The organism is Streptomyces sp. NPDC007095 (genome assembly GCF_040634475.1).
Taxonomy (GTDB): domain Bacteria; phylum Actinomycetota; class Actinomycetes; order Streptomycetales; family Streptomycetaceae; genus Streptomyces.
On record NZ_JBEYFS010000156.1, the window covers coordinates 1 to 22,745 of the forward strand.

Genomic DNA, 22,745 nt, shown 5'->3' on the forward strand with positions numbered 1-22,745 from the left:
CGATCTGGCGGCGGCACGAGCCTGCTCGTGCCGGAGAACCGGGCCTTCCCCGACAGCGACGACCTCCTCGGCGAGGCGCTCGTCGCGCTCTCCCGCAGCGGCGCGCCGTCCGCGCGCGACGTCCTGGTCGCCCTCGCCGTGCCCAGCGACGAGATCCGCTGGTGGCGCGATGTGCCGGCCGGACCCGTGGGCGCCACGCCCTGGAGCGTGGAGGAGCGGCTGCGCTCGGCCGCCCGCTCGATGCTGCTCGCGGCGGCGCTCGCCACACGCGCGCGTGCGGGCTATTACGGGGCCCGCCACCGCAGGCCCGCCGCCGCTTCCCTGGAGAACGTCCTCGTCGGAGCCGACCCCGGCGGGCGCCGGCTCACGGCCTTCGTGCCCGTCGACACCGGCCGGCCGCTCTCCGTACGCCTGCACCAGGCGCTGTACGCCGCCCGCGAGGCCATCGACTACCAGCGGGCCACCGGCGGTATGGACGCCTTCGACGCGGCCGTCGAGGCGGGCGTCAGCCATGAACTCACCGAGGCCGTCGTCGCCCTCGTGCGCGGCACGGAGGGCGCCCGGATCGCCGTCGAGTGGGCGCCCGCCGCCGGGGTCCCCGAGGGCTGTGCGGCGCCCGACGAGGCCGTCGAGTTCTCGCCCGGCGACCTGCCCGTCCTGCGCGAGGCCGGGGCCCGGTATCTGCGCGCCGAGCCGTCCGTACCGGTGCGCCTCACCGGTGCCGTGGTGCGGATGCGCAGGTCCCAGCCGCGCGGCGAGGGCACGGTACGGCTGCGGGTGATCGCGGGAGCGGAGGTCCAGCACGTCCGCATGACGCTCGACGAGGAGGCGTACCGGATAGCGGGTCACGCCCACCTGGTCGGGCTGCCGGTGCGGGTGCTGGGGCGGCTGGAGAGCCGCGGCGGCTTCCGCCGGCTCACCGACGCCTCCGGGGTCGTACCGGTGCAGGTGGACGAGGCCGAGCGGGACCGGCTGATGAAGTCGCTCCAGGAGAACCTGGACTTCTTCGAGGAGGCGTGCGGCGGGGACTGAGGGCTTTGTGGAGCTTTGCCGGTAACCGTTTCGCGGAGGGTGCCCCGGGCTCGGTAGGATCGCCGGGCAGGCATTGCACTGCCATGCCCACTGGGTGAGCTTGCCCCCTTCAGTCAGGAGAGACCGGTGTCAGACGTCCGTGTGATCATCCAACGCGATTCCGAGCGGGAAGAGCGCGTGGTGACGACGGGCACTACGGCCGCCGATCTCTTCGCCGGCGAGCGCACCATCGTCGCGGCCCGTGTGGCAGGCGAGCTGAAGGACCTCGCGTACGAGGTGCGGGACGGCGAGGAGGTCGAGCCCGTCGAGATCTCCTCCCAGGACGGTCTCAACATCCTGCGCCACTCCACCGCGCACGTCATGGCGCAGGCCGTGCAGGAGCTCTTCCCCGAGGCCAAGCTGGGCATCGGCCCGCCGGTCAAGGACGGCTTCTACTACGACTTCGACGTCGAGAGGCCGTTCACGCCCGAGGACCTCAAGGCCGTCGAGAAGAAGATGCAGGAGATCCAGAAGCGCGGGCAGCGCTTCTCGCGCCGCGTCGTCTCCGACGAGGTCGCCCGCGAGGAACTGGCGGCGGAGCCGTACAAGCTGGAGCTCATCGGCATCAAGGGCTCCGCGTCCTCGGACGACGGCGCGGACGTCGAGGTCGGCGGCGGCGAGCTGACGATCTACGACAACCTCGACGCCAAGACCGGCGAGCTGTGCTGGAAGGACCTCTGCCGCGGTCCCCACCTGCCCACCACCCGCAACATCCCCGCGTTCAAGCTCATGCGCAACGCCGCCGCGTACTGGCGCGGCAGCGAGAAGAACCCGATGCTCCAGCGCATCTACGGCACCGCCTGGCCCTCCAAGGAGGAGCTGAAGGCGCACCTCGACTTCCTGATCGAGGCCGAGAAGCGCGACCACCGCAAGCTGGGCAATGAGCTGGACCTCTTCTCCATCCCGGACCAGATCGGCTCCGGCCTCGCCGTCTTCCACCCCAAGGGCGGCGTCATCCGCCGGGTCATGGAGGACTACTCGCGGCGCCGCCACGAGGAAGAGGGCTACGAGTTCGTCTACACCCCGCACGCGACGAAGGGGAAGCTCTTCGAGACGTCCGGGCACCTGGACTGGTATGCCGACGGCATGTACCCGCCCATGCAGCTCGACGAGGGCGTGGACTACTACCTCAAGCCCATGAACTGCCCGATGCACAACCTGATCTTCGACGCGCGCGGCCGCTCGTACCGTGAACTGCCGCTGCGCCTCTTCGAGTTCGGGACCGTGTACCGGTACGAGAAGTCGGGCGTCGTGCACGGTCTGACCCGCGCCCGTGGCTTCACGCAGGACGACGCGCACATCTACTGCACCAAGGAGCAGATGGCGGAGGAGCTCGACAAGACGCTCACCTTCGTCCTGAACCTGCTGCGCGACTACGGCCTGACCGACTTCTACCTGGAGCTCTCCACCAAGGACCCGGAGAAGTTCGTCGGCTCCGACGAGGTCTGGGAGGAGGCCACCGAGACGCTGCGGCAGGTGGCCGAGAAGCAGGGCCTCCCGCTCGTCCCGGACCCGGGCGGCGCCGCGTTCTACGGTCCGAAGATCTCCGTCCAGACCAAGGACGCCATCGGCCGGACCTGGCAGATGTCGACCGTGCAGCTCGACTTCAACCTGCCGGAGCGCTTCGACCTGGAGTACACCGGCCCCGACGGCTCCAAGCAGCGTCCGGTGATGATCCACCGCGCGCTGTTCGGTTCCATCGAGCGCTTCTTCGCGGTGCTCCTGGAGCACTACGCGGGCGCGTTCCCGGCCTGGCTGGCGCCCGTGCAGGCGGTCGGCATCCCGATCGGCGACGCACACGTGGAGTACCTGCAGAAGTTCGCCACCGAGGCGAAGAAGAAGGGTCTGCGGGTCGAGGTCGACGCCTCCTCCGACCGTATGCAGAAGAAGATCCGCAACGCCCAGAAGCAGAAGGTGCCCTTCATGGTCATCGCGGGCGACGAGGACATGGCGGCCGGCGCCGTCTCCTTCCGCTACCGCGACGGCTCGCAGGAGAACGGCATCCCGGTCGACGAGGCGATCGTCAAGATCATGAAGGTCGTCGAGGAGCGCGCGCAGGTCTGACGCGCAGGTCCGACACGTACGGTGCTTCCTCGACGCGTACGTGGCCGGAGGCCCCTGGAGAGCTCAGCTCCCCGGGGGCCTCTTCCTGTGCCCGGAGAGCTCAGTTCCCCGGGGGCCTCTTCCTGTGCCCGGAGAGCTCAGCTCCCCGGGGGCCTCTCCCTGTGCCCGTTCTCGTCGTTCTCGTCCTCGCGCGCGAACACCTGGAGCAGCCAGGACGAGAACGAGCCGGTCACCGCGCCGAGGAGCGCCAGACCGCACACCATCAGCCCCGACGCGATCGTGCGCCCCATCGGGGTCACCGGCACCACGTCTCCGTACCCCACCGTCGTGAGCGTGGTGCAGGTCCACCACACCGAGTCCCCGAACGTCCGGATCGAGGCGCCCGGCGCCCCGCGCTCCTGCTGGTAGACGGCGAGGGAGCCCGCGAAGCCGAGCAGCGCGGCCGACAACCCCGCGTAGAAGACCACGCGCGCGTGCAAGGAGAGACGGGGCTCTCCATGATGACGCTGCACGGCCTCGTAGACCTTGACGATGCGCAGCGGACGAAGCAGCGGCAGCAGGAGGGCCAGGGTGTCCACCGGGTGCCCGCGGACGAAGCCGAGGCGCTGTCCGCTCAGGCGCCAGCGCACCGCGTAGTCGACGCCGAACAGCGCCCAGGCGGCCATCATCGCCGCCACACAGGCCTGCCGCCAGACGACGGGCAGTGTGTGCCCGAGGACCAGGACGGCGTACGCGGCGAGAAACGACGCCGACGCCAGGCTGAGCGGGATCTCGGTGCGCCGTTCCCACCGGGCCTGTCGGCTGTCGTCGTCCATCGGCCCAGCTTGGCCCGGCGAGGATCCGGGAGAGCCCCGCCGACACGCCGCGAACGGGCGAAGCAATATGCTGCACCACATGACGAGTGAGCCGGAGCAGCAGATCGGAGTGGGAACGCAGGACGCGTTCCAGCGCTTGTGGACGCCCCACCGGATGGCTTACATCCAGGGCGAGAACAAGCCCACCGGCCCGGGGGCCGACGACGGCTGTCCGTTCTGCTCGATCCCCGCCAAGTCCGACGAGGACGGGCTCATCGTGAGGCGCGGTGAGCAGGTGTACGCGGTGCTCAACCTGTATCCGTACAACGGCGGCCACCTCATGGTCGTGCCCTATCGTCATGTCGCGGACTACACCGACCTGACCGACCCGGAGACCGCCGAGCTCGGCGAGCTGACCAAGCAGGCGATGACCGCGCTGCGCACCGCTTCGGGCGCGCACGGCTTCAACATCGGCATGAACCAGGGCACGGTGGCGGGCGCGGGCATCGCCGCCCACCTCCACCAGCACATCGTCCCCCGCTGGGGCGGCGACACCAACTTCATGCCGGTCGTCGGCCACACCAAGGTGCTCCCGCAGCTCCTGGCCGACACCCGCGAGATGCTGGCGGAGGCCTGGCCGACGCATTAGCCCGAACGGGGCGCCTGCCAACAGGCGCCTCCTTCGGCGTGCCCCTTCAGGGGCGCGGGGAACTGCGCGATCACCTCAAGACGACCCGCACCGAGCGGACGGCCTTTCCCGCCCGTCCGCCGGGGGCTCACGCGTCGTAGAGGTCCCGTCCGCCGGGGGCTCACGCGTCGTAGAGGTCCGCCTTCCGAGGCGACGGATCCTGCACGGCCGTGCTGAGGAACGCCGACCGGTTACCGAACTTCTCCGTGTCGACCCCGTTCTCGTCCAGTACCTTGATCGCCGCCGCGTGGACGACACGGAGCACCGGCGTGGCCGCCCGCAGCGCGTCGTCGGCCATGAAGCGGTGCCGCCAGGGCTGGTCGGCCCACGCGTGCCGCAGGCCGAACGGCTCGGGCAGCGTCAGCTTGCCGCCGAGCCAGTTCAGCAGCGGCGGGTACCCGGTGAGCGGGGCGCGCGCGGTGAGACGTACGACCTCGTCCGTGGTGACCAGCGGCAGCTTCACTTTGCGGGTCTCCCAGAACTTGACCGCCTTGGCGACCTCCTTCGTCGGGGCCTCGGGCTTACTGGTGAACAGGGAGTGCACGGGACCCAGGGCGTGCCCGGTGACCTCGATGCGCAGCGTCTCGTGCAGCACGGTCACGGTGATCAGCATGGTGATGATCAACTGGCCGTCCCACAGCGTCCACTGCACGCCGAGGTAGTGCCGCTGGCCGCTGCCGAACTGCTGCTTGTTGCAGATGTCCTGTATGGCGTGGCTCTTGATCGTGTACGCCTCGACGTCCGTGCCGCCCGGCCGGGACACCTCCTTGGCGTTCTCACCGATCGGCGAGACGATCCAGTGCTTGATCGAAGGGGTGGGGAAACCGCCGGTGTTGAGCGGACCGCGCTCCAGCATGCGGAGTTTGTCGTGGATGTTGCGGACGACGTCCCAGCTGCGGAAGGGGTGGATCTCCTTGTCCGGGTCCTTGGGGACGAGGTCCTCGGCGAGCTGCCAGCTGCCCCAGCGGGTGCCCATGCCGAGTATGCCCTTGGGTCCGGCGTAGAACACCGAGTTGGACTGCTGCTCGGCGCCGAGGGCGGCCAAGGCCTGGCGCAGCCGCTCGGCCGCCGTCTCGCCCGGGCTGCCGGGCACCGCCTCCGGGATCTTGGCGCCGAGGCCACCGCCGGACAGCAGGCTGTCCCAGCGCTCGCGCAGGTCCTTGGCGGTCCGCTCGCAGATCTGCTTGGCCCAGAGCCAGCCGATCACCGGGAGGACCACCGACGCACGCGCGTACCAGGCCCAGAAGCCGGTGAAGGGCATGCGGACGAGGAAGACCACGGCGAGGGCGCCGAAGGCGACCAGGAGCGTGGTGCCGAGGGCGCCGGCGCGCTTGTTCGTCTGCTTGGCGATCATGGACCGGAGCTGGAAGACCAGCAGCCACACCAGCAGCCCGGGCAGGAACAGCACACCGCACAGCACCATGACGGCCGACAGCCAGTTGTCCCGCTCCCGGCGGATGCGGTTCGCCGCGAGGCAGTGCTCGACGACGACCTGCGGCTCGGTGCCGAAGGACTGGATGAGGGGCTTGCGGCCGGCGCCCAGCATGCGGTCCACCACCGCCCGCCCGAAGGCCTCGCCGAGGTTGGGCCTGAAGATCGTGGCCCACTTGCGGCCTGAGCTGACGGTGGACTCGTGCCACTGGTTGTTCGCCTTCAGGATCTCGCCGACATCGCTGTCCCGGTACGCCGCCGAGGCCAGGGCGAAGGTCGCCGCCGTCTGTCCCGCGGAACCCGAGAGCGGCACCTGCGCCCCGGGAGTGAAATCGAAACCGTCGAACGCCACTTCCGCCCCCATCGCCGCCGCCCCCGCTCCTGCGGCTTTCCCGACTTCCCTGCCCCGCACACCTGTTGATCAGGTCATCGTCTTGATCAGTTCCCAGAGTATCGGGCGCGACCGACATTCGTCGGCGGACGGCCGAAGCCGCCCGCCGAGGGTGAAGGGAGCCGAACCGTCAGGCGTTCTGGGCCTGTTCGCGCATCCTTTCGGCGATCTGTGACGGCATCGGCTCGTGTCGTGCGTAGGTGCGGTTGAAGCGTGCGGTGCCGTGCGAGAGGGAGCGCAGATCCACGGCGTACCGTCCGATCTCGATCTCCGGGACCTCGGCCCGTACGAGCGTGCGTCCGCCGCCCGCCTGCTCGGTGCCGACCACCCGGCCGCGCCGTCCCGACAGGTCGCTCATCACGGCGCCCACGTACTCGTCGCCGACCAGGACCGTCACCTCGGCCACCGGCTCCAGCAGATGGATCCTGGTGTCGGCGGCCGCCTCGCGCAGGGCGAGCGCGCCCGCGGTCTGGAACGCCGCGTCGGAGGAGTCCACGGAGTGCGCCTTGCCGTCGAGCAGGGTGATCCGTACGTCGATGAGGGGATAGCCCGCGACGACGCCCTTGGCGGCCTGGGTCCGCACCCCTTTCTCGACGGAGGGGATGAACTGCCGGGGCACGGCCCCGCCGACGACCTTGTCCACGAACTCGATGCCCGAGCCGTTGGGGAGGGGTTCGACCTCGATCTCGCAGATCGCGTACTGCCCGTGCCCGCCGGACTGCTTCACATGGCGGCCGCGGCCCGCGGCCTTGTCCGCGAACGTCTCCCGCAGGGAGACCTTGTGCGGGACCACGTCGACCTGGACGCCGTACCGGTTGCGCAGCCGCTCCAGGGCGACATCGGCGTGGGCCTCGCCCAGGCACCACAGGACGACCTGGTGGGTGTTCTGGTTCTGTTCCAGGCGCATGGTGGGGTCCTCGGCGACCAGCCGGCCCAGGCCCTGCGAGAGCTTGTCCTCGTCGGCCTTGCTGTGTGCCTGGATGGCGAGCGGCAGCAGCGGGTCCGGCATCTGCCAGGGCTCCATCAGCAGCGGGTCGTCCTTGGCCGAGAGCGTGTCGCCGGTCTCGGCCCGGTTGAGCTTCGCCACGCAGGCCAGGTCGCCCGCGATGCAGTGCGTCAGGGAGCGCTGCTGTTTGCCGAACGGCGCGGACAGGGCGCCGACACGCTCGTCGACGTCGTGGTCCTCGTGCCCGCGGTCGGCGAGCCCGTGCCCGGAGACGTGCACGGTCTCGTCGGGGCGCAGGGTGCCCGAGAAGACGCGGACGAGGGAGACCCGGCCCACATAGGGGTCGCTGGCCGTCTTCACGACCTCTGCGACCAGCGGCCCGTTCGGATCGCAGGCCTTGACCTCGCGTTCCTGACCCTCAGGTGTCGTCACGGTGGGCGCCGGGCGCTCCAGCGGGGTCGGGAAGCCGCCCGTGACGAGTTCCAGGAGCTCGACGGTGCCGAGCCCCTGACGGGCGCCCTCGGCGGCGGGCGCGGCCGCCAGGACCGGGAAGAAGGCCCCGCGCGCCACGGCCCGCTCCAGGTCCTGCACGAGCGTCTTGACGTCGATCTGCTCGCCGCCGAGATAGCGGTCCATGAGGGTCTCGTCCTCGCTCTCGGCGATGATCCCCTCGATCAGCCGGTTGCGCGCCTCCTCGATCAGCGGCAGCTGCTCCGGTCCCGGCTCGGCCTCCTTGCGCTCCCCGGAGGAGTAGTCGAACAGCCGCTGGGTGAGGAGCCCGATCAGCCCGGTGACAGGGGCGTGCCCGTCGGCTCCCTCCGCGCCGTGCAGTGGCAGGTACAGCGGCAGTACGGCGTCGGGGTCGTCCGCGCCGAAGGCCTCGGCGCAGATCCGTGTCATGTCGTCGAAATCGGCGCGCGCCGACTCGAGGTGCGTGATCACGATGGCGCGCGGCATGCCGACCGCCGCGCACTCCTCCCACACCATCCGGGTCGAGCCGTCCACCCCGTCCGAGGCCGAGACGACGAAAAGGGCCGCGTCCGCGGCGCGCAGACCGGCCCTGAGTTCCCCGACGAAATCGGCGTATCCGGGGGTGTCGATGATGTTGATCTTGTATCCGTCCCAGTCGACGGGTACCAGGGAGAGCTGCACCGAGCGCTGCTGCCGGTGCTCGATCTCGTCGTAGTCGGAGACGGCGGTGCCGTCCTCCACCCTGCCCGCCCGGTTCACTGCTCCCGCCGTCAGCGCGAGAGCTTCCACCAATGTCGTCTTGCCGGATCCGCTGTGGCCGACCAGCACCACATTCCGTACGGACGCGGGGTGGTCGGCCGCTGTAGCCCTGCCGGCGGCTCCGGGGTGTGCGTTCGCCTTGTCGCCCATGGCCTTGCCTCCCGTGCACGGTGAGGTCACTTCGGGCGCGGGCATACGGATCCGCGTGCGGTGCGGCTCCGATGACGCCCGCGGTGTCTTCGAGCTTTGCACTCGCGTCACGGTGCGTCCATACGGGGGACGCGATCCCGTCGTGACATCGACGGCATCCCACCGTGACACGGGGTGCGGGTGCCCGGCCGTCGCACAAGCGCGCGCCTGGCTACGATGGGCCAGCCGGTGGCCAGCAGGGGCCGCGCGGCGACACCGACCCTCGGGAAGGCCATGCTGAACAAGTACGCGCGTGCATTCTTCACGCGTGTCCTCACACCGTTCGCCGCGTTTCTCATCCGTCGGGGGGTAAGCCCCGACACGGTCACCCTCCTGGGTACGGCCGGAGTCATGGCGGGCGCGCTGGTCTTCTACCCCCGGGGAGAGTTCTTCTGGGGAACGATCGTCATCACGCTCTTCGTCTTCTCCGACCTGGTCGACGGCAACATGGCGCGCCAGCTCGGCCGCTCCAGCCGCTGGGGCGCCTTCCTGGACTCCACGCTCGACCGGGTCGCCGACGGCGCGATCTTCGGCGGATTCGCGCTCTGGTACGCGGGCAGCGGCGACAACAACGCCCTGTGTGCCGTCTCGATCTTCTGCCTGGCCAGCGGCCAGGTGGTCTCGTACACCAAGGCCCGCGGCGAGTCGATCGGCCTGCCCGTCGCCGTCAACGGCCTGGTCGAGCGCGCCGAGCGCCTGGTGATCTCCCTGGTCGCGGCGGGCCTCGCGGGGCTGCACAAGTTCGGGGTGCCCGGCATCCAGTGGCTGCTGCCCGTCGCGCTGTGGATCGTCGCCGTCGGCAGCCTGGTCACGCTGATCCAGCGCGTGGTCACGGTGCGCCGGGAGTCCGCGGAGGCGGACGCCGCGGCCGCGGCGCACAACAGCGGGGCCACATCGTGACCACTCTCCAGGAGAGGCTGGTGGACGGGGCGTACGCACTCGGCTGGAGCACCGTCAAGAAGCTCCCGGAGCCGGTCGCGGTGCGCCTGGGCCGCACCATCGCGGACATCGCCTGGAAGCGGCGCGGCAAGGGCGTAAAACGGCTGGAGAGCAACTACGCGCGCGTGCTGCCCGACGCGACCCCGGAGCGGCTCGCCGAGCTCTCCCGGGCGGGCATGCGCTCGTACCTGCGCTACTGGATGGAGTCCTTCCGCCTCCCCGCCTGGAGCGAGGAGCGCGTGCGGACGGGCTTCGACTGCAAGGACGTGCACCATCTGACGGACGGGCTCGCCTCCGACCAGGGCGTCATCCTGGCCCTGCCGCACATGGGCAACTGGGACCTCGCCGGCGCCTGGGTCACCACCAAGCTGGAAACCCCGTTCACGACCGTCGCCGAGCGCCTCAAGCCGGAATCGCTGTACGACCGTTTCGTCGCCTATCGCGAGGGCCTCGGCATGGAGGTCCTGCCGCACAGCGGCGGCACCGCGTTCGGCACGCTGGCCCGGCGGCTGCGGGACGGCGGACTGATCTGCCTGGTCGCCGAGCGTGATCTGTCGGCCTCGGGCGTCGAGGTGGAGTTCTTCGGCGAGACGACCCGGATGCCCGCGGGCCCGGCGCTGCTCGCCCAGCAGACCGGAGCCGTCCTGCTGCCGGTCACGCTCTGGTACGACGACTCACCCGTGATGCAGGGCCGTGTGCATCCCCCCGTCGAGGTCCCCGAGGCAGGCACCCGGGCCGAGAAGACGTCTGTCATGACACAGGCGCTGGCCGACGCCTTCGCCACGGGTATCGCCGAACATCCGGAGGACTGGCACATGCTGCAGCGCTTGTGGCTCAAGGACCTCGATCCCGGGAAGGATCCTGACAACAGGGATTCTGGCAGCGGAAATCCTGACAACAAGGATCCTGACAACGTCCAGAGGGATTCCGAGAAGAGGACTCCGTGAGGATCGGCATCGTCTGCCCCTACTCCTGGGACGTGCCGGGCGGCGTCCAGTTCCACATCCGTGACCTGGCCGAACACCTCATCCGCCGCGGACACGAGGTCTCCGTGCTCGCCCCCGCGGACGACGAGACACCGCTGCCGCCGTACGTCGTCTCGGCGGGCCGCGCGGTCCCGGTGCCCTACAACGGCTCCGTGGCGCGCCTGAACTTCGGCTTCCTGTCGGCGGCCCGGGTGCGGCGCTGGCTGCACGACGGGACCTTCGACGTGATCCACATCCACGAGCCGGCCTCGCCCTCCCTCGGCCTGCTCGCGTGCTGGGCCGCGCAGGGCCCCATCGTCGCCACCTTCCACACCTCCAACCCGCGCTCGCGGGCCATGGTCGCCGCGTACTCGATCCTCCAGGCGGCCCTGGAGAAGATCAGCGCGCGGATCGCGGTGAGCGAGTACGCCCGCCGCACCCTCGTCGAGCACCTGGGCGGCGACGCGGTCGTCATCCCGAACGGCGTCGACGTCGACTTCTTCGCCCGCGCCAAGCCCAAGCCCGAGTGGCAGGGCGAGACCCTCGGCTTCGTCGGTCGCATCGACGAGCCCCGCAAGGGACTGCCCGTCCTCATGAAGGCCCTGCCCAAGATCCTCGCCGAGCGCCCGGGGACCCGGCTCCTGGTCGCCGGACGCGGTGACGAGGAGGAGGCCGTCGAGTCCCTGCCCGCCGAGATGCGCTCGCGCGTCGAGTTCCTCGGCATGGTGAGCGACGAGGACAAGGCCCGCTTCCTGCGCAGCATCGACGTGTACGTGGCGCCCAACACCGGCGGCGAGAGTTTCGGCATCATCCTCGTGGAGGCGATGTCGGCGGGCGCGCCGGTGCTGGCCTCCGACCTCGACGCCTTCGCGCAGGTCCTCGACCAGGGCGCGGCCGGCGAACTCTTCGCCAACGAGGACGCGGACGACCTGGCAGCCGCGGCCCTGCGCCTGCTCGGTGACCCCGAGCGCCGGGCCGAACTCCGCGCGCGGGGCAGCGCCCACGTACGGCGCTTCGACTGGTCGACCGTCGGTGCGGACATCCTGTCCGTCTATGAGACGGTCACGGACGGCGCGGCGGCGGTCGCAGCGGACGAACGGACGGGGCTGCGGGCGCGGTTCGGACTGGCCCGGGACTGAGCGTGCGGGACACGCCGACGCCGGGCGGGGGAGGGGCGTGCTGCGAACCAGCGCGCGGGGAGGCCGGTGCGCACGGGGAGGCCAGTTCGCTTTTCCGACTCTCCGTACCGGTACTGCGCCCCGGCAAGCGCGGGGGCGACCGTCCTGGGCCTCCTCGTCCCCGTCCCGCGCCCGACGCCGCCGCCGTCACGTTGCCGGGCGGCGAGTTCCGCATGGGCGACGCCTTCGGCGAGGGCTACCCGGAGGACGGCGAAGGACCGGTCCGTACGGTGCGCGCCGAGCCGTTCCGGATCGACGTTACGCCGTCACCAACGCCCGGTTCGCGGACTTCGTGCGGGCGACCGGCCATGTGACGGACGCGGAGCGGTAGGGCAGTTGGGACGTGGGGGAGGGGTGACCACACCCGGGTAGCCTTGCCGCCCGTGACCGCAACCCTCATCTGGATCCTCGTCGGCCTCCTCGCGATCGGCCTCTACCTGAGCTGGACCGCGGGGCGTCTCGACCGGCTGCACGCCCGGATCGACGCCGCCCGCGCCGCGCTCGACGCGCAGTTGTTGCGCCGTGCCTCGGTCGCCCAGGAGCTGGCGACCTCCGGGGTGCTCGATCCCGCCGCCTCGATCGTGCTCTACGAGGCCGCGCATGCCGCGCGGCAGGCGGAGGAGGAGCAGCGCGAGGTGGCCGAGAGCGACCTCAGCCAGGCCCTGCGAGCCGTCTTCGGAGAGGTGCAGCAGGTGGAGGCGGTGCGGGAGGCGCCAGGTGGTGACGCGGCGGCGACCGAGCTGGCGCAGGCGGTGCGGCGGGTGCCGATGGCTCGGCGGTTCCACAACGACGCGGTACGTGCCGCCCGCGCTCTTCGTCGCCACCGCAAGGTCCGCTGGTTCCGCCTTGCCGGTCATGCGCCCTTCCCCATGGCCTTCGAAATGGACGACGAGCCGCCCACCGCCCTGGCGGACCGCCCCACGACCTGACGACGGGGGTTGATTTCGGCCGCGGGTGGGTGTTGCTCCGGGGCTGCGGGCCGGTGGGGGTCGAGCGCGCGGTTCCCCGCGCCCCTCGGGCAGGGCTGCGCCCCGGATCCCCGCCTGCCCGTTGTCTTTTGGCCGATGGCCGGTGGGGGCTGGTCGCGCGGTTCCCCGCGCCCCTGAGGCGGAGCTTCGCCCCGCATCCCCACCCACCCCGACCAGCCCGTTTCTTCAGCCCGTTCGGCGTTTGAGGCCGAGGTCGAAGGCCGATGCCCCACCCGCCCCCGTCCATCCCCCCGCCCCGGTCGGCCCGCTTCTTCCAGCCTGTCCGGCGTTTGAGGACGAGGCCGTTCAGGCCTACGCGGGGGCTGGGGCGGAGCCCCCGGGGATTGGACGGGCAGGGGCGGCGGGGGCAAAAAGGATCCACCGGCTCCCCATTGGCCCTTGCTGTGGACTGGTCCACTCACGTTTCCTCGGTGCTGCAGAAACCCTCTTTCACCGAGTGAGGTCAACCCGTGTCCAGCACGCTCTCCAACACCGCCCAGTCCGCCGAGAACACCGCAACCGGCACCGCCCGCGTCAAGCGCGGCATGGCGGAGCAGCTCAAGGGCGGCGTGATCATGGACGTGGTCAACGCCGAGCAGGCGAAGATCGCCGAGGACGCCGGCGCCGTGGCCGTCATGGCCCTGGAGCGGGTGCCTGCCGACATCCGCAAGGACGGCGGCGTGGCCCGTATGTCGGACCCGAACATGATCGAGGAGATCATCGACGCGGTCTCCATCCCCGTCATGGCCAAGTCCCGCATCGGCCACTTCGTCGAGGCCCAGGTCCTCCAGTCCCTCGGTGTCGACTACATCGACGAGTCCGAGGTCCTCACCCCGGCCGACGAGGTCAACCACTCCGACAAGTGGGCCTTCACGACCCCCTTCGTCTGCGGTGCCACCAACCTCGGCGAGGCCCTGCGCCGCATCGCCGAGGGCGCCGCCATGATCCGCTCCAAGGGCGAGGCCGGCACCGGCAACGTCGTCGAGGCCGTCCGGCACCTGCGCCAGATCAAGAACGAGATCGCCCGGCTGCGCGGCTTCGACAACAACGAGCTGTACGCCGCCGCCAAGGACCTGCGCGCCCCGTACGAGCTGGTCAAGGAGGTCGCCGAGCTCGGCAAGCTCCCGGTCGTGCTGTTCTCCGCCGGTGGTGTCGCGACCCCCGCCGACGCCGCTCTCATGCGTCAGCTCGGCGCCGAGGGCGTCTTCGTGGGCTCCGGCATCTTCAAGTCCGGCGACCCGGCCAAGCGCGCCGCCGCCATCGTGAAGGCGACCACCTTCTACGACGACCCGAAGATCATCGCGGACGCCTCCCGCAACCTGGGCGAGGCCATGGTCGGCATCAACTGCGACACCCTCCCCGAGACCGAGCGCTACGCCAACCGCGGCTGGTAAGAGGCCGGACACCAGAGACCGGACAAAGGCATCACGTACATGACTGACGCACCTGTCATAGGCGTCCTGGCACTCCAGGGCGACGTACGGGAGCACCTCATCGCCCTGGCCTCGGCGGACGCCGTGGCCAGGCCGGTGCGGCGTCCCGAGGAGCTCGCCGAGGTGGACGGCCTGGTCATCCCCGGCGGCGAGTCCACCACCATCTCCAAGCTGGCCGTCCTGTTCGGCATGATGGAGCCCCTCCGCGCGCGCGTGCGCGGAGGCATGCCGGTCTACGGCACCTGCGCCGGCATGATCATGCTCGCCGACAAGATCCTCGACCCGCGCTCGGGCCAGGAGACGATCGGCGGCATCGACATGATCGTGCGCCGCAACGCCTTCGGACGTCAGAACGAGTCCTTCGAAGCGGCGGTCGACGTCCGGGGCGTCGAGGGCGATCCTGTAGAGGGCGTCTTCATCCGCGCCCCCTGGGTCGAGTCCGTGGGCGCCGCGGCCGAAGTGCTCGCCGAGCACGAGGGGCACATCGTCGCCGTACGTCAGGGCACCGCTCTCGCCACGTCGTTCCACCCGGAACTGACCGGCGACCACCGCGTGCACGGCCTGTTCGTCGACATGGTGCGCGCGAACCGGATACCGGAGTCCTTGTAGGATCTGGGGGTCCCCCAGATCCTCAAGGTCCGGGGGAGTTCGTACAGGATGGGTTACGCGAAGGAGACAGGCAGATGTCCGGCCACTCTAAATGGGCTACGACGAAGCACAAGAAGGCCGTGATCGACGCCAAGCGCGGCAAGCTCTTCGCGAAGATGATCAAGAACATCGAGGTCGCGGCCCGCACCGGTGGCGCCGACCCGGGCGGCAACCCGACGCTGTTCGACGCCATCCAGAAGGCCAAGAAGAGCTCGGTCCCGAACAAGAACATCGACTCCGCGGTCAAGCGCGGCGCCGGTCTCGAGGCCGGTGGCGCCGACTACGAGACGATCATGTACGAGGGTTACGGGCCGAACGGTGTCGCGGTGCTCATCGAGTGCCTCACCGACAACCGCAACCGCGCCGCCTCGGACGTCCGCGTCGCCATGACGCGCAACGGCGGCAACATGGCCGACCCGGGCTCCGTCTCGTACCTCTTCAACCGCAAGGGCGTCGTCATCGTCCCCAAGGGCGAGCTGACCGAGGACGACGTCCTGGGTGCCGTGCTCGACGCGGGTGCCGAAGAGGTCAACGACCTCGGCGAGTCCTTCGAGGTCATCTCCGAGGCCACCGACCTGGTCGCGGTCCGCACGGCCCTCCAGGACGCCGGCGTCGACTACGACTCCGCCGAGGCCAACTTCGTCCCGACCATGCAGGTCGAGCTCGACGAAGAGGGCGCCCGGAAGATCTTCAAGCTGATCGACGCCCTGGAGGACAGCGACGACGTGCAGAACGTCTTCGCCAACTTCGACGTGAGCGACGACGTGATGGCCAAGGTCGACGCCTGAGCTGCCAAGGATTCATTTCGGCGGGCCCGCGGGACACGTCCTGCCGGCCCGCCGTCGTTGTCAGTGGCAGCGGTTAGCCTGTCGGGGACGGATGATGATCGCAGTCCATCGGGACCGCAACCATCAATCGAGGAACCACGATGGCGATCAGCCACTTCCGCGAGAGCGGCGGCGGCTCAGCCGCAAAAGGGGGGGTTGGGGTGCGGGTGCTGGGCGTTGACCCGGGACTGACCCGATGCGGTGTCGGGGTGGTCGAAGGTGTCGCGGGCCGGCCCCTGACCATGCGCGGCGTCGGAGTCGTACGCACTCCGGTGGACGCCGAGTTGGGCCTGCGCCTCGTCGCCATCGAGCAGGGCATCGAGCAGTGGCTCGACGACTACGAGCCCGAAGCCGTCGCCGTGGAGCGGGTGTTCAGCCAGCACAACGTGCGGACGGTGATGGGCACGGCCCAGGCCAGCGCCGTCGCCATGCTCTGCGCCGCCCGCCGCGGCCTCCCGGTCGCCCTGCACACCCCGAGCGAGGTCAAGGCCGCCGTCACCGGCAGCGGACGGGCGGACAAGGCCCAGGTCGGTGCCATGGTCACCAGGCTGCTCAGGCTCGACGCGCCGCCCAAGCCTGCCGACGCCGCGGACGCCCTCGCCCTCGCCATCTGTCACATCTGGCGCGCCCCCGCGCAGAACCGGCTCCAGCAGGCCGTCGCGCAGAACCGGCTCCAGCAGGCCGCCGCCCCGCACGCGTCGAAACCCGCATCGCAGCACGCTTCGAAAGGCCGTACCGCATGATCGCCTTCGTCAGCGGCCCGGTCGCCGCCCTCGCCCCGGACTCCGCGGTCGTCGAGGTCGGCGGCATCGGCATCGCCGTCCAGTGCTCGCCCAATACGCTCTCCGGGCTCCGGATGGGACAGCAGACCAAGCTCGCCACCTCCCTCGTCGTGCGTGAGGACTCCCTGACGCTGTACGGCTTCGCGGACGACGACGAGCGGGGGACCTTCGAGCTGCTCCAGACCGCCAGCGGTGTCGGCCCGCGCCTCGCGCAGGCCATGCTCGCCACGCACTCGCCCGACGCCCTGCGCCGCGCGATCGCCACGGGTGACGAGAAGACGCTCACGGCCGTACCCGGCATCGGCAAGAGGGGAGCCCAGAAGCTCCTGCTGGAGCTCAAGGACCGGCTCGGCGAGCCCCTCGGCACACGCACCGGCATCGGCGCCCCGGTCAGCACCGGCTGGCGCGACCAGTTGCACGCCGCGCTGATCGGCCTCGGGTACGCCACGCGCGAGGCCGACGAGGCCGTCTCCGCCGTCGCCCCGCAGGCCGAGGCCGCCGAGGGCACACCCCAGGTGGGCCAGCTGCTCAAGGCCGCCCTCCAGACCCTCAACCGCGCCCGCTGAACCACCGGCCGCCCGACCACAGACCGCGAGGCACACGTGCATGCTGTGTCTTCCCGGGGAGCGCCCCCCGGGATCCCCGACCGGATGACACAGCCGGCATGCCACGGCTAGGAGAACTTCAGTGAACTGGGACGACACGACCGACGAGAGCGACGCCGAGCGGCTCGTCGGCGCGTCCGCCGACCGTGAGGACCAGGCCGTCGAGGCGGCCCTGCGCCCCAAGGACCTGGACGAGTTCATCGGTCAGGAGAAGGTCCGCGAGCAGCTCGACCTCGTCCTGCGCGCCGCCCGCGCGCGCGGCGCCACCGCCGACCACGTGCTGCTCTCCGGCGCCCCCGGCCTCGGCAAGACCACCCTCTCGATGATCATCGCCGCCGAGATGGGCGCCCCCATCCGCATCACCAGCGGCCCGGCCATCCAGCATGCCGGTGACCTGGCGGCGATCCTCTCCTCGCTCCAGGAGGGCGAGGTGCTGTTCCTGGACGAGATCCACCGCATGTCCCGGCCCGCCGAGGAGATGCTCTACATGGCGATGGAGGACTTCCGCGTCGACGTGATCGTCGGCAAGGGCCCCGGCGCCACCGCGATCCCGCTGGAGCTGCCGCCGTTCACGCTGGTCGGCGCCACCACGCGCGCGGGTCTGCTGCCGCCCCCGCTGCGCGACCGCTTCGGCTTCACCGCGCACATGGAGTTCTACGAGCCCGCGGAGCTCCAGCGCGTCATCCACCGCTCCGCGAATCTCCTCGACGTGGAGATCGGCTCGGAAGGCGCCGCCGAGATCGCGGGGCGCTCCCGCGGCACGCCCCGTATCGCCAACCGTCTGCTGCGCCGCGTCCGGGACTACGCGCAGGTCAAGGCGGACGGGATCATCACGCGCGAGATCGCCGCGGCCGCGCTCAAGGTCTACGAGGTCGACGCCCGCGGTCTCGACCGGCTCGACCGCGGTGTCCTGGAGGCCCTGCTCAAGCTGTTCGGCGGCGGTCCGGTCGGTCTGTCCACGCTCGCGGTCGCGGTGGGGGAGGAGCGCGAGACCGTCGAGGAGGTCGCCGAGCCCTTCCTCGTACGGGAGGGACTGCTCGCCCGTACACCGCGCGGCCGGGTGGCGACCCCGGCCGCATGGGCCCATCTCGGTCTGACGCCGCCGCGCCAGTCAGCGGGGGGAAACGGACAAGGGGACCTGTTCGGGGCGTGACGGCGCGGGCACTCGCGGGGTCAGGAACCCCGGTGCCATGCTGAGCGTTGTTCCCTGAGTGCGGACTCGCTTAGACTCCGCCGATGCCGCCCTTGTCGACGGCATACATACCCCCATCCAGCAGGCCGCTCACCATCGCGGTCGAAGAAGGAAGTTCCGACCCGTGAGTCTCGTGACCCTCCTCCCGTTCATCGTGCTCATCGGGGCCATGTTCCTGATGACCCGGTCGGCCAAGAAGAAGCAGCAGCAGGCCGCTTCCATGCGCAATGAGATGCAGCCCGGCTCCGGCGTGCGCACGATCGGTGGCATGTACGCCACTGTCAAGGAGGTCAACGAGGACTCGGTCCTCCTTGACGCCGGCCCGGGCGTCGACCTGCTGTTTGCGAAGAACGCGATCGGCGCCGTGCTTTCCGACGACGAGTACAACCGCATCGTCCACGGCGCCGAGCACGACCTGGATGCGGACGGGTCGGTTGTTCCCGACGACGCCTCCTCCCTCACCGAGACCGACGAGCCCGCCGCCGACGCCTCTTCCGACGCCTCCGACGACAAGCCCCTCGACCTCGGCAAGAAGGACGTGGCCGCCGAGCCGTCCGACAAGCCCGCCGAGGCGAAGGCCGACGAGGCCGACGAAGCAGAGCCGAAGAAGACCGACGGCGAGTCCGACGCGAAGTAGTCACGCCCCGGGGACGCGGCGCGATCCGCTTGCGCTCCGCACCTCCGGGACCTGCGTTTTCGCACGGAATCCCGACACCATGTCATGGCCGCCCACGCGCTGACCCCGCGCACGGCGGCCCGAGAGGGAGTACGAGAAGGTGGCAGCACCGAAGAAGGGCCGGAGCGCGAGCGCCCAGAGCAGGCCGGGGCGCTCGCTGGCCTTCATCCTGATCGCCATCGCGGCGCTCACGGGGGGGATGTTCCTCTCCGGGCATCCCACCCCGCGTCTCGGCATCGACCTCGCCGGCGGCACGAGCATCACGCTCACGGCGAAGAACGAGCCGGGCCAGCCGAACGCGATCAACAAGACCAACATGAACACCGCGGTCGACATCATGAACCGCCGTGTCAACGGTCTCGGCGTCTCTGAGGCCGAGGTGCAGACCCAGGGATCCGACAACATCATTGTCAACATCCCCAAGGGCACGAACTCCAAGGAGGCCCGGGACCAGGTCGGCACCACCGCGAAGCTCTACTTCCGTCCGGTCCTGGCCACCGAGGTCTCCGGTTCGGCCGCGTCGGCCAGCCCCTCGCCCAGCGCCTCGAGCAGCTCCTCCTCGAAGGCGACGGACAAGGCCACCGAGAAGGCGACCTCGTCGAGCTCCGCGAGCCCGACGTCCTCCGCCACCTCCCAGGGCCGTGCGGTCACCGACGCCCTGAAGGCCGACTCCACGCCGTCCGCGAGCAGCTCCGCGAGCTCCTCGGCCAGTCCTTCGGCCTCCTCCAGCGCCTCGCCGTCGGCGAGCAGCAGCGCGAGCGCCAGTGCCGCGGCCACCAAGCTCCAGGCCCAGTACACCGCGCTCGACTGCACGGACAAGGCGCAGCGCGCCAAGGCCGGCGAAGGCTCCAAGGAAACCGACCCCACCGTGGCGTGCGGCAAGAACTCCTCGGGCCAGTGGCAGAAGTACGTCCTCGGCCCCGCCGAGGTCAAGGGCACGGACATCAAGAGCGCCGCGGCCGTCTTCGACACCCAGAGCGCGGCGGGCTGGAAGGTCACCATGGAGTTCACCTCCGGTGGCTCCAAGAAGTTCGCCAACATCACCGGCAAGCTCGCGCAGAACCAGTCCCCGCAGAACCAGTTCGCGATCGTCCTCGACGGTGATGTCGTCTCCGACCCGTTCGTCAACCAGGCGCTGACCGGCGGCAACGCGGAGATCTCCGGCAGCTTCGACCAGACCGAGGCGCAGAGCCTGGCGAACATGCTGAAGTACGGCTCGCTGCCGCTCGACTTCAAGGAGTCGAGCGTCACCACGGTGACCGCCGCGCTCGGCGGCGAGCAGCTGCACGCCGGTCTGATCGCGGGCGCCATCGGCCTCGGCCTGGTCGTCATCTACCTGGTGGTCTACTACCGGGGCCTGTCGATCATCGCCATCCCCTCCCTGCTGGTCTCGGGCGCCCTCACGTACGTGATCATGGCGCTGCTCGGTCCCACCATCGGCTTCGCGCTGAACCTGCCCGCGGTCTGTGGTGCGATCGTCGCGATCGGAATCACAGCGGACTCGTTCATCGTGTTCTTCGAACGCATCCGGGACGAGATCCGCGAGGGCCGCTCCCTGCGCCCGGCCGTCGAGCGTGCCTGGCCGCGCGCCCGGCGCACCATCCTGGTCTCCGACTTCGTGTCGTTCCTCGCCGCCGCGGTGCTCTTCATCGTCACCGTCGGCAAGGTCCAGGGCTTCGCTTTCACGCTCGGTCTGACCACGGTGCTCGACGTGGTCGTCGTGTTCTTCTTCACCAAGCCGCTGATGACGCTCCTCGCCCGCCGGAAGTTCTACGCGAGCGGCAGCAAGTGGTCCGGCCTCGACCCCAAGGCCCTGGGCGCCAAGCCCCCGCTGCGCCGTACGCGCCGTCCCTCCGCCCCCGTCGACCCGAAGGAGGCGTGAGATGTCGAAACTCGGCACCCTCGGCGCCCGGCTCCACCGCGGCGAGATCGGCTACGACTTCGTCGGCAAGCGCAAGATCTGGTACGGCATCTCGATCCTGATCACCATCACGGCCATCCTCGGCCTGACGGTGCGCGGCCTGAACATGGGCATCGAGTTCCAGGGCGGCGCCGTCTTCACCACCGGGAAGACCAGCGTCTCGGTGGCCCAGGCCGAGACGTACGCGCAGGACTCGTCCGGCCACGACGCGGTCGTCCAGAAGCTCGGCAACGGCGGACTGCGCATCCAGGTCGCCGGCATCGACACGGACAAGTCCGACAAGATCAAGGACGACCTCGCCAAGGACCTGAACGTCAACCCGGAGTCGATCAACGCGGACCTGGTCGGCCCCAGCTGGGGTGACCAGATCGCCAACAAGGCCTGGGAGGGCCTGGCGATCTTCATGGTCCTCGTCGTGATCTACCTGGCGATCGCGTTCGAGTGGCGCATGGCCGTGGCCGCGCTCGTGGCCCTGATCCACGACATCACGATCACGGTCGGCATCTACGCCCTGGTCGGCTTCGAGGTCACCCCGGGCACCGTGATCGGTCTGCTCACCATCCTCGGTTACTCGCTCTACGACACGGTCGTCGTCTTCGACAGCCTCAAGGAGCAGACGAAGGACATCACCAAGCAGACCCGCTACACGTACAGCGAGATCGCCGACCGCTCGATCAACGGCACCCTGGTCCGTTCGATCAACACCACGGTGGTCGCGCTGCTGCCGGTCGCCGGCCTGCTGTTCATCGGTGGCGGTGTCCTCGGCGCCGGCATGCTCAACGACATCTCGCTCTCGCTGTTCGTCGGCCTCGCGGCCGGTGCGTACTCCTCGATCTTCATCGCCACGCCGCTCGTCGCCGACCTCAAGGAGCGCGAGCCGCAGATGAAGGCCCTCAGGAAGCGCGTCCTCGCCAAGCGGGCCCAGGCCGCCGCCAAGGGCGAGCCTCTGGAGACCGAGGTCACCAACGTGATGCTGGACGACGAGCCGGAGGACGACGCGCCCATGGTCGTCGGCCCGCGCAACCAGCCCGCGTCCCGCAACCGGGGCCGTGGCCGACCCTCGGGGAAGCGCCGATGACCGAGCTCACGGACATCACGACGCTGCTGCTCAGCCGTATCCGCGACGTGGCCGACTACCCGGAGCCGGGTGTGATGTTCAAGGACATCACCCCGCTCCTGGCGGACCCGGCGGCCTTCACGGCGCTCACCGACGCCCTGGCGGAGATCGCCGTGCGCGCCGAGGCCACGAAGATCGTCGGTCTGGAGGCCCGCGGCTTCATCCTCGGCGCCCCCGTCGCCGTCCGCGCCGGGATCGGCTTCATCCCCGTACGCAAGGCGGGCAAGCTCCCCGGAGCGACCCTGTCGCAGTCGTACGACCTGGAGTACGGCTCCGCCGAGATCGAGGTGCACGCCGAGGACCTGAGCGGGGGCGACCGCGTCCTGGTCGTCGACGACGTCCTCGCCACCGGCGGCACCGCCGAGGCCTCGCTTCAGCTCATCCGCCGGGCGGGTGCCGAGGTCGCGGGCGTCGCCGTGCTGATGGAGCTCGGTTTCCTGGGCGGCCGCGGCCGTCTGGAGCCCGCTCTCGCGGGCGCTCCGCTGGAGGCGCTCCTCAAGGTCTGAGGGCCGCGGTCGCGACACCTGGGGGAAACCCCGGGAAAGGCCTGGGAAGGCCCTGAGACACCCGTAGGACACTGCGGAGGCGGGCCCGGAGGAATCCGGAGCCCGCCTCTCGCGTTGCTCCTGTTACGAGGCCGTCCCAGCGGCCGAAAGCGAGCCCGACGCCCAGGATCGCTACCATGGGGTT

20 protein-coding genes and 1 pseudogene are annotated in these 22,745 nt (G+C 70.3%); 18 read left to right on the forward strand and 3 right to left on the reverse strand.

Annotation, left to right across the window (positions count from 1 at the left end; translation table 11 throughout):
• Positions 1-1,032 (forward strand): hypothetical protein (locus ABZ656_RS39030; protein WP_360274724.1); only part of this gene is annotated, 1,032 nt, incomplete at its 5' end.
• A 126-nt stretch (positions 1,033-1,158) separates the two neighbouring features.
• Positions 1,159-3,135, forward strand: coding sequence for a threonine--tRNA ligase (thrS, locus tag ABZ656_RS39035; RefSeq protein WP_101406224.1), 1,977 nt, complete (start codon positions 1,159-1,161; stop codon positions 3,133-3,135).
• A 137-nt stretch (positions 3,136-3,272) separates the two neighbouring features.
• Here thrS and ABZ656_RS39040 read toward each other — a convergent pair whose 3' ends face one another.
• Positions 3,273-3,950 (reverse strand): potassium channel family protein, encoded by a 678-nt coding sequence (locus ABZ656_RS39040; RefSeq protein ID WP_101406225.1) that lies wholly within the window; start codon positions 3,948-3,950, stop codon positions 3,273-3,275.
• Between the two features lie 67 nt (positions 3,951-4,017).
• Between ABZ656_RS39040 and ABZ656_RS39045 the strand changes: the two genes are divergently transcribed.
• Complete coding sequence (locus tag ABZ656_RS39045) at positions 4,018-4,578, forward strand: HIT domain-containing protein (protein ID WP_101406226.1); 561 nt, start codon at positions 4,018-4,020, stop codon at positions 4,576-4,578.
• A gap of 160 nt (positions 4,579-4,738) precedes the next feature.
• Here ABZ656_RS39045 and ABZ656_RS39050 read toward each other — a convergent pair whose 3' ends face one another.
• Positions 4,739-6,412 carry a hypothetical protein gene (locus ABZ656_RS39050; protein ID WP_101406227.1) on the reverse strand — a complete coding sequence of 558 codons (1,674 nt, stop codon included), beginning with the start codon at positions 6,410-6,412 and terminating at the stop codon, positions 4,739-4,741.
• 157 nt (positions 6,413-6,569) lie between these two features.
• Positions 6,570-8,765, reverse strand: coding sequence for an elongation factor G-like protein EF-G2 (locus ABZ656_RS39055; RefSeq protein ID WP_101406228.1), 2,196 nt, complete (start codon positions 8,763-8,765; stop codon positions 6,570-6,572).
• 216 nt (positions 8,766-8,981) lie between these two features.
• On the opposite strand from ABZ656_RS39055, the gene pgsA reads away from it, so the two are divergent.
• From pgsA to ABZ656_RS39130, 15 genes and pseudogenes are all read left to right on the forward strand, one after another.
• Positions 8,982-9,704: a phosphatidylinositol phosphate synthase gene (gene pgsA / locus ABZ656_RS39060; protein WP_101406229.1), complete on the forward strand. Its 723-nt coding sequence runs from the start codon at positions 8,982-8,984 to the stop codon at positions 9,702-9,704.
• Positions 9,701-10,690 carry a phosphatidylinositol mannoside acyltransferase gene (locus ABZ656_RS39065; RefSeq protein WP_360274731.1) on the forward strand — a complete coding sequence of 330 codons (990 nt, stop codon included), beginning with the start codon at positions 9,701-9,703 and terminating at the stop codon, positions 10,688-10,690. The genes pgsA and ABZ656_RS39065 overlap by 4 nt, the downstream gene beginning before the upstream one ends.
• A complete protein-coding gene (locus tag ABZ656_RS39070; protein WP_101406230.1) occupies positions 10,687-11,847 on the forward strand; it encodes a glycosyltransferase family 4 protein in 1,161 nt (386 codons plus the stop codon). The genes ABZ656_RS39065 and ABZ656_RS39070 overlap by 4 nt, the downstream gene beginning before the upstream one ends.
• A 212-nt stretch (positions 11,848-12,059) precedes the next feature.
• Positions 12,060-12,214 (forward strand): annotated as a pseudogene (locus tag ABZ656_RS39075) (SUMF1/EgtB/PvdO family nonheme iron enzyme); the annotation flags it as partial.
• A 55-nt stretch (positions 12,215-12,269) separates the two neighbouring features.
• Positions 12,270-12,815 (forward strand): hypothetical protein, encoded by a 546-nt coding sequence (locus ABZ656_RS39080; protein ID WP_101406231.1) that lies wholly within the window; start codon positions 12,270-12,272, stop codon positions 12,813-12,815.
• A gap of 509 nt (positions 12,816-13,324) precedes the next feature.
• The gene (pdxS, locus tag ABZ656_RS39085) at positions 13,325-14,248 is read left to right on the forward strand and encodes a pyridoxal 5'-phosphate synthase lyase subunit PdxS (RefSeq protein ID WP_168490049.1); all 924 of its coding nucleotides are present in this window, start codon (positions 13,325-13,327) and stop codon (positions 14,246-14,248) included.
• A gap of 39 nt (positions 14,249-14,287) precedes the next feature.
• The gene (gene pdxT / locus ABZ656_RS39090) at positions 14,288-14,896 is read left to right on the forward strand and encodes a pyridoxal 5'-phosphate synthase glutaminase subunit PdxT (protein WP_101406234.1); all 609 of its coding nucleotides are present in this window, start codon (positions 14,288-14,290) and stop codon (positions 14,894-14,896) included.
• Positions 14,897-14,970: 74 nt separating this feature from the next.
• On the forward strand, positions 14,971-15,723 hold the full coding sequence (locus tag ABZ656_RS39095; RefSeq protein ID WP_054233944.1) for a YebC/PmpR family DNA-binding transcriptional regulator: 753 nt from the start codon (positions 14,971-14,973) through the stop codon (positions 15,721-15,723).
• A 200-nt stretch (positions 15,724-15,923) separates the two neighbouring features.
• Positions 15,924-16,505, forward strand: a complete 582-nt coding sequence (ruvC, locus tag ABZ656_RS39100; protein ID WP_101406235.1) for a crossover junction endodeoxyribonuclease RuvC — start codon at positions 15,924-15,926, stop codon at positions 16,503-16,505.
• Complete coding sequence (gene ruvA, locus ABZ656_RS39105; RefSeq protein WP_360274737.1) at positions 16,502-17,110, forward strand: Holliday junction branch migration protein RuvA; 609 nt, start codon at positions 16,502-16,504, stop codon at positions 17,108-17,110. Before ruvC ends, ruvA begins: the two co-directional genes overlap by 4 nt.
• Before the next feature lie 121 nt (positions 17,111-17,231).
• A complete protein-coding gene (gene ruvB, locus ABZ656_RS39110; protein WP_101406236.1) occupies positions 17,232-18,302 on the forward strand; it encodes a Holliday junction branch migration DNA helicase RuvB in 1,071 nt (356 codons plus the stop codon).
• A gap of 163 nt (positions 18,303-18,465) precedes the next feature.
• Positions 18,466-18,978, forward strand: coding sequence for a preprotein translocase subunit YajC (yajC, locus tag ABZ656_RS39115; protein WP_075027567.1), 513 nt, complete (start codon positions 18,466-18,468; stop codon positions 18,976-18,978).
• A 139-nt stretch (positions 18,979-19,117) separates the two neighbouring features.
• Positions 19,118-20,899 (forward strand): protein translocase subunit SecD, encoded by a 1,782-nt coding sequence (gene secD, locus ABZ656_RS39120; protein ID WP_360274741.1) that lies wholly within the window; start codon positions 19,118-19,120, stop codon positions 20,897-20,899.
• Position 20,900: 1 nt separating this feature from the next.
• Positions 20,901-22,016, forward strand: coding sequence for a protein translocase subunit SecF (secF, locus tag ABZ656_RS39125; protein ID WP_101406238.1), 1,116 nt, complete (start codon positions 20,901-20,903; stop codon positions 22,014-22,016).
• On the forward strand, positions 22,013-22,561 hold the full coding sequence (locus ABZ656_RS39130; protein ID WP_101406239.1) for an adenine phosphoribosyltransferase: 549 nt from the start codon (positions 22,013-22,015) through the stop codon (positions 22,559-22,561). The genes secF and ABZ656_RS39130 overlap by 4 nt, the downstream gene beginning before the upstream one ends.
• The last annotated feature ends 184 nt before the right edge of the window (positions 22,562-22,745 follow it).

Bases quoted from the DNA above. Each gene is read 5' to 3' on its own strand.
- ABZ656_RS39040 (WP_101406225.1), bottom strand. From the start codon at position 3,950: ATGGACGACGACAGCCGACAGGCCCGGTGGGAACGGCGCACCGAGATC.
- ABZ656_RS39045 (WP_101406226.1), top strand. From the start codon at position 4,018: ATGCTGCACCACATGACGAGTGAGCCGGAGCAGCAGATCGGAGTGGGA.
- ABZ656_RS39050 (WP_101406227.1), bottom strand. From the start codon at position 6,412: ATGGGGGCGGAAGTGGCGTTCGACGGTTTCGATTTCACTCCCGGGGCG.
- ABZ656_RS39055 (WP_101406228.1), bottom strand. From the start codon at position 8,765: ATGGGCGACAAGGCGAACGCACACCCCGGAGCCGCCGGCAGGGCTACA.
- pgsA (WP_101406229.1), top strand. From the start codon at position 8,982: ATGGGCCAGCCGGTGGCCAGCAGGGGCCGCGCGGCGACACCGACCCTC.
- pdxT (WP_101406234.1), top strand. From the start codon at position 14,288: ATGACTGACGCACCTGTCATAGGCGTCCTGGCACTCCAGGGCGACGTA.
- ABZ656_RS39095 (WP_054233944.1), top strand. From the start codon at position 14,971: ATGTCCGGCCACTCTAAATGGGCTACGACGAAGCACAAGAAGGCCGTG.
- ruvA (WP_360274737.1), top strand. From the start codon at position 16,502: ATGATCGCCTTCGTCAGCGGCCCGGTCGCCGCCCTCGCCCCGGACTCC.
- secF (WP_101406238.1), top strand. From the start codon at position 20,901: ATGTCGAAACTCGGCACCCTCGGCGCCCGGCTCCACCGCGGCGAGATC.
- ABZ656_RS39130 (WP_101406239.1), top strand. From the start codon at position 22,013: ATGACCGAGCTCACGGACATCACGACGCTGCTGCTCAGCCGTATCCGC.